This window comes from Dietzia sp. DQ11-44 (genome assembly GCF_014145205.1).
GTDB lineage: Bacteria > Actinomycetota > Actinomycetes > Mycobacteriales > Mycobacteriaceae > Dietzia > Dietzia natronolimnaea.
Window position 1 is genome coordinate 1 of sequence record NZ_JAALEC010000356.1, and the last position, 5,069, is coordinate 5,069.

At 71.6% G+C, this 5,069-nt stretch carries 6 protein-coding genes and 1 pseudogene; 3 read left to right on the plus strand and 4 right to left on the minus strand.

The window, feature by feature from the left end; translation table 11 throughout:
• Together G6018_RS09525 and lepB are read left to right on the plus strand one after the other, a co-directional pair.
• A partial coding sequence (locus tag G6018_RS09525; RefSeq protein ID WP_206685262.1) for a DUF6448 family protein occupies positions 1-453 on the plus strand: 453 nt, incomplete at its 5' end.
• A complete protein-coding gene (lepB, locus tag G6018_RS09530) occupies positions 453-857 on the plus strand; it encodes a signal peptidase I (protein WP_277815255.1) in 405 nt (134 codons plus the stop codon). The genes G6018_RS09525 and lepB, both read left to right, overlap by 1 nt.
• Before the next feature lie 30 nt (positions 858-887).
• On the opposite strand, the gene G6018_RS09535 is transcribed toward lepB, so the two are convergent.
• From G6018_RS09535 to G6018_RS09550, 4 genes are all read right to left on the minus strand, one after another.
• Entirely contained in the window at positions 888-1,694 is an 807-nt protein-coding gene (locus G6018_RS09535) for a substrate-binding domain-containing protein (protein WP_182639479.1), read from the minus strand.
• A gap of 3 nt (positions 1,695-1,697) precedes the next feature.
• A complete protein-coding gene (locus G6018_RS09540; protein WP_259847878.1) occupies positions 1,698-1,961 on the minus strand; it encodes a hypothetical protein in 264 nt (87 codons plus the stop codon).
• 54 nt (positions 1,962-2,015) lie between these two features.
• Complete coding sequence (gene moaA / locus G6018_RS09545; protein ID WP_347237842.1) at positions 2,016-3,077, minus strand: GTP 3',8-cyclase MoaA; 1,062 nt, start codon at positions 3,075-3,077, stop codon at positions 2,016-2,018.
• Positions 3,078-3,139: 62 nt separating this feature from the next.
• Positions 3,140-4,498: a solute carrier family 23 protein gene (locus tag G6018_RS09550; protein ID WP_241731128.1), complete on the minus strand. Its 1,359-nt coding sequence runs from the start codon at positions 4,496-4,498 to the stop codon at positions 3,140-3,142.
• A gap of 162 nt (positions 4,499-4,660) precedes the next feature.
• On the opposite strand from G6018_RS09550, the pseudogene G6018_RS09555 reads away from it, so the two are divergent.
• A pseudogene (locus G6018_RS09555) lies at positions 4,661-5,069 on the plus strand (molybdopterin molybdenumtransferase MoeA); the annotation flags it as partial.

Below are 5,069 nucleotides of genomic sequence, written 5' to 3' on the forward strand. Positions count from 1 at the left end.
GTCAATGTCGCCCTCAAGTGGGTCCACCCCGGGGGCGAGGACGAGGTCCGCGCCGTCTTCGACAAGGTCCGGCGCGTCCGGGTCGCGGGCGGCGAGACCAGGGAGGTCGCCGACAGGTGGTTTCTCGAGACCTTGGTCCGCGTGCACCGCGCGGGCGAGGGCGCCGGCTTCAGCGGACTCGCGCCCGCCGGTGCCGGCGTCGACCCTCGGGTGGTGGCCGCCGACGAGGCGCTGGAGCTCGGCAGCATCGAGCCCCTCAGGGGCCTGGTCGACGAGGACCGGTGGGACGAGCTCGAGCGTCGTTTCGACCACGCCATCGCGCTCAGGGGCTTCGACCCCGACGACCTCGTCGCCGCCCGCGAGTACATGGACGCCTACGTGCGATTCTTCAAGTACGCCGAGGGGCACGACCACGACCACCACGGTCACGACCACCACGAGCACGCGCCCTGATGTGGTGGCTCACCCGCGTCCGATCCGACTCAATGGAACCGACCCTGCGTGCCGGGCAGCTCGTTCTCACCAGGTCGCTCCGACGGTCCACACCGATCCGCCGGGGCGACCTGGTCGTGGTGGATCACGCCGAGGTGGTCGGCCGCGTGCTCAAGAGGGTGGTCGGCCTGCCCGGCGAGCGCATCGAGATCGACGGCGGCGCGGTCCGCGTGGACGGCGTACCCCTCGAGGAGTTGTACGCCTCGTCGTCGTACTACCGCGGTGACTTCCACGTCCCGGCCGGGCACTATCTCCTCCTGGGTGACAACCGCGACTCCTCCTCCGACGGCCGCACCTGGCGTCAGCCCTACGTCGAGAGGTCGGCCATCACGGGTCGGCTCAGCGGGCGATGCCTCACCGCGTGACGTCGAGAACCCGGGTTTCAGTACCCCGGGTCACTCCGGCAGCGCGTCCAGTCCGGCACCCTCGAGGGTCCGGCGGCCGTGTTCGGAGGTCACGAGCCCGCGGAAACGGTCGGCCGCCACCCGTTCGGCCTCGCCCCCGGGCCCGCTCTCCCCGCTGGGGACGCGGGCCAGGACGTACCGGGTCGTTCCCGCCGACCGCATCAGGTCCCGCTCGCGACCCTCGGGACTGACGGGCGCCACCCACCCGTGCGAGCTCGCGACGTCAGTGCGGTAGACGATCCCGACGTCCATCTCGTTGTCCGCGAGCCGGACACTGAGCGCGCGGGACCCGTCCTCCCATGTGACGTCCGTGGGCTCCACCGCCGCGGCGGCGAGCACCTCCTCGGTCGCTTTGCCACACGGGGTGTCCGGCACACACAGGCCCACGCGCAGGTCCGGGCGGGACAGGTCGCCCAGTCCGCGCACGCGGAGGGGGTTCCCGGACGGCACCGCCACGACCACGTGGTTCCGGGCGAAGATCTGCGGTTCCGCGGCGGCTCCCTGTGCCACGGCGAGGTCCATCACCTCCTCGCTCGCGGAGGCGAAGACGTTGAGGTCCGTGCGGTCGGACAGCCCCTCGGCGATCTCGTCCGACCGCCCCAGTTCGAGGTGGACCCGGACCCCGGGATTCTCCTCCTCGAAGATCTGGATGAGGTCGGTGAACGCGACGGACAACGACGGCGCGGCGGCCACCCCGAGCGAGACGGTCGCAGTGGCCTCCGGCTCCTCGGTCGCACACGCGAGCCCGGAACACATCAGGGCCACGCCCACCACCGCGATCCCCTGACGCCGACCCACCGGTCAACCCCCGGCGAAGGGGGGCAGGATGTCGATCACGGAGACCCCGTCGATCGAGGCGAGGGGGTCGCGCGTGGTCTCCTCGCCGATGAGGAAGGACGACACCGTGACGATGCTGGCCAACGGCTCACCGTGCCTCTCGCAGACCTCCCGGGCCAGTTCACCGATGGTCGTCGCGTCCGTGTGGAGGCGCTCGCGGGCGGTGCCGGCCGCGTCCTCGGCCGCCGCGTAGTACCCCACGGTGATCATTCTCGATGTCCTGCTCACGGTGTCGACTCTAGCCCGTGCCCCCGACGCGCCGCCGCCGCTTTCGGTGACACGTCATCCGCCTATGGCGCCCATCGACCGGCGCGGCCGGTGGAATGCCGTCCCACCGATGCCGTGCCCGGCCTGCTTCCCCCACATCGCGCCGCGCCAGACCCGGGCGATCTCCGCGTCCCGCGCCCCGGAGCGCAACACACCCAACACGTCGGTCTCGTCATCACTGAACAAGCAGGATCTCACGGTTCCCTCGGCGGTCAACCGCGTCCGGTCACAGGCCGCGCAGAAGTTCCGGGTGACGGTGGCGATCACCCCGACGTGGGCCGGGGACCCCGCCACCGAGCGTCCGGCCACCTCCCACAGTTCGGCCGGAGCGGACGGGTCCTCGCGACCGGCGGGGACCAGGTCGAAGCGCGCGCCCAACACGTCGAGGAGCTCCTGCGCCGTGACCATCTCGACCCTGGACCAGGTGTTGTCGGCGTCGAGCGGCATCTCCTCGATGAACCGCAGCTGCACACCCTCCTCCAGAGCCCATTCCAGCAGGTCGGGAGCCCCCGGGAGGGTCGCCCGCATCGGCACGGCGTTGACCTTGACCGGGACGAGTCCCGCTTCGACCGCGGCGCGCACCCCGCGCAGCACCGACGGCAGTCGGTCGCGACGGGTGAGCTCGGCGAACTCAAGGCGATCGACCGTGTCCAGGGAGATGTTGATCCGGTCGAGCCCGGCCTCGACCAGCGCGCCCACCCGGTGCTCGAGGCCCACCCCGTTGGTGGTCAGGGCGATCGGCAGATCCGGGCACGCCGCCCGCGTCCCGGCGACGATCCTCTCGAGGTCCTGCCGCATCAGCGGTTCGCCGCCGGTGAAGCGCACCTCGCGGACCCCGAGGTCGTGATGCGCCAGCGTGACCAGCCGGATCACCTCGTCGGTGGTCATGCGTGCGGCCTCCGGGATGGGCGGCAGCCCCTCCTCCGGCATGCAGTACGTGCAGCGCAGGGAGCACTTCTCCGTCAGCGACACGCGCAGGTCCCGCCCGGTGCGACCGAAAGTGTCGATGAGCAACGGGGTGGCCGGCCGCGCGCCGTCGGGGCGCGGCCGAGGGCTCGGGATGTCGGTCGCGGTCACGCGCACCTCCGATCTGCCGGGCGTTCTGGTCGAGTGTAGGCGCGTGAGCGCCACCCCGCCGTCTACCTCTCCGGCACCTCCACCTCCGGGTTCGGCCCGAGGAGGGTGAGCTCGTGGATCTCGTCGCGCTCGGCCTGCGCTCTCAACTGCGGCGCGATCAGCCGGGCGAGGTGGTACCCCAGCACCACCACGAGGGTGCCGAGCGCGATCCCGCCGAGCTGGAAGTCGTCCGTCACGGTCAGGGTCGTGTCGCCCACGGCGATCACCACGCCCGCCGCCACCGGGACCAGGTTGAGCGGGTTGCCGAAGTCGACCCGGTTCTCCTTCCAGATCTTCGCCCCGAGCAGGCCGATCATCCCGTAGAGCACCACGGTGATCCCGCCCAGCACGCCGCCGGGCGTCGCCGAGATCACCGCGCCCAGCTTGGGCGAGCAGCCCAGGAGGATCGCGGTCAGCGCCGCCACCACGTACGCGGCGGTGGAGTAGACCTTGGTCGCGGCCATCACCCCGATGTTCTCGGCGTACGTCGTCGTCGCCGATCCGCCGAACGAGGTGGCCAGGACGGTGCCCGCACCGTCGGCGGCCAGGGCGCGGCCCATCAGGCCGTCGGTCTCGGTGCGCGTGATCTCGCCGATCGCCTTGACGTGACCCGCGTTCTCGGCGATCAGGGCGATGATCCCGGGGACGATCAGCAGCACGAACGCCAGGGAGAAGTCGGGCGCGTGGATGCCCACCACGCCCGCGGCCTCGTCGGTCATGGGCGGCAACCCGAGCCACGGCGCGTCGCCGACGCCCGACCAGTCCACCCGCAGGTGCTCGGTCACCTCGCCGGCGGTGGCGCTGAACGAGGTGATGGGACCGGTCACCAGGTCGAGCACCCACGAGAGCACGTAGCCGAAGATCAGCGCGAGGAAGATCGCGATCCGGCCGGCGAATCCCTTCAGGCCCACCGTCATGAGGACCAGCGCGATCATCACCGTCAGCGCCACCCACTGGTCCTGCGGCCAGTAGGTCTCGGCCACCACGGGTGCCAGGTTGAAGCCCAGCAGCATCACCACGGCGCCGGTGACGACCGGGGGCAGCACGGCGGTGACCACGCGCCCGCCCACCACGTGCACGATGACGCCGACCACGGCGAGGGTCGCACCCGCCACCAGCATCGCGCCGGTGACCTCCGCGCTCGTACCGCCCTGCGCGCGGATCGCCGCGACCGCCCCGACGAACGCCACCGAGGTGCCCAGGTAGCTGGGGACCTGCCCCTTGACGATCGCCAGGAACAGCAGCGTGCACACGCCGGAGAAGAGGATCGCGAGCTGCGGGTTGAGCCCCATGATGATGGGGAAGACGAACGTGGCGCCGAACATCGAGACCACGTGCTGGGCGCCGATGCCGATCGTCCGGGGCCAGCTCAGGCGCTCCATCGGGGCCACGACCTCGCCGGGCCTGATGTTCTTGCCGTCGCCGTGGACAGACCACAGCTTCCTCGAACCCCGCGCGCCGTCCGCCACCGTCTCCCCTTTATTTCCCCGCCTGCGCCCCGCGCGCGGACCGTAGGCACAGTACAACGCGATTACCGTGGGGGCATGGCCTCCCACCCCGACCGCCCGACCCACCCCGTATCCCGGCCGTCTCCCGCCGGGTACCGAGAGCTCCTGCGCACGCATCTCGCGCCGGTGCTGGAGCGGGCCGCCCAGAGCACGCGGTTGCCGGTCGTGGCGTGCGCGGACTCGGTGCTCGCACGGGACCTGCTCGCGTCGGTGGACCTCCCCCTGTTCGTGAACTCGCAGATGGACGGCTACGCGGTGCGGTCGGCCGACATCGCCGGGGCCGGTCCGGACTCGCCGGTGCGGCTCCGGGTGGTGGGGACGACCCACGCCGGTGACGGACCGGGGCCACGGGTCGACGACGACGAGGCCTGCAAGGTGATGACCGGTGCGCCGGTCCCCGAGGGTGCCGATTGTGTGGTCCCCGTGGAGGACACCTCCATCGGGG

Bases quoted from the DNA above. Each gene is read 5' to 3' on its own strand.
- lepB (WP_277815255.1), top strand. From the start codon at position 453: ATGTGGTGGCTCACCCGCGTCCGATCCGACTCAATGGAACCGACCCTG.
- G6018_RS09550 (WP_241731128.1), bottom strand. From the start codon at position 4,498: ATGGAGCGCCTGAGCTGGCCCCGGACGATCGGCATCGGCGCCCAGCAC.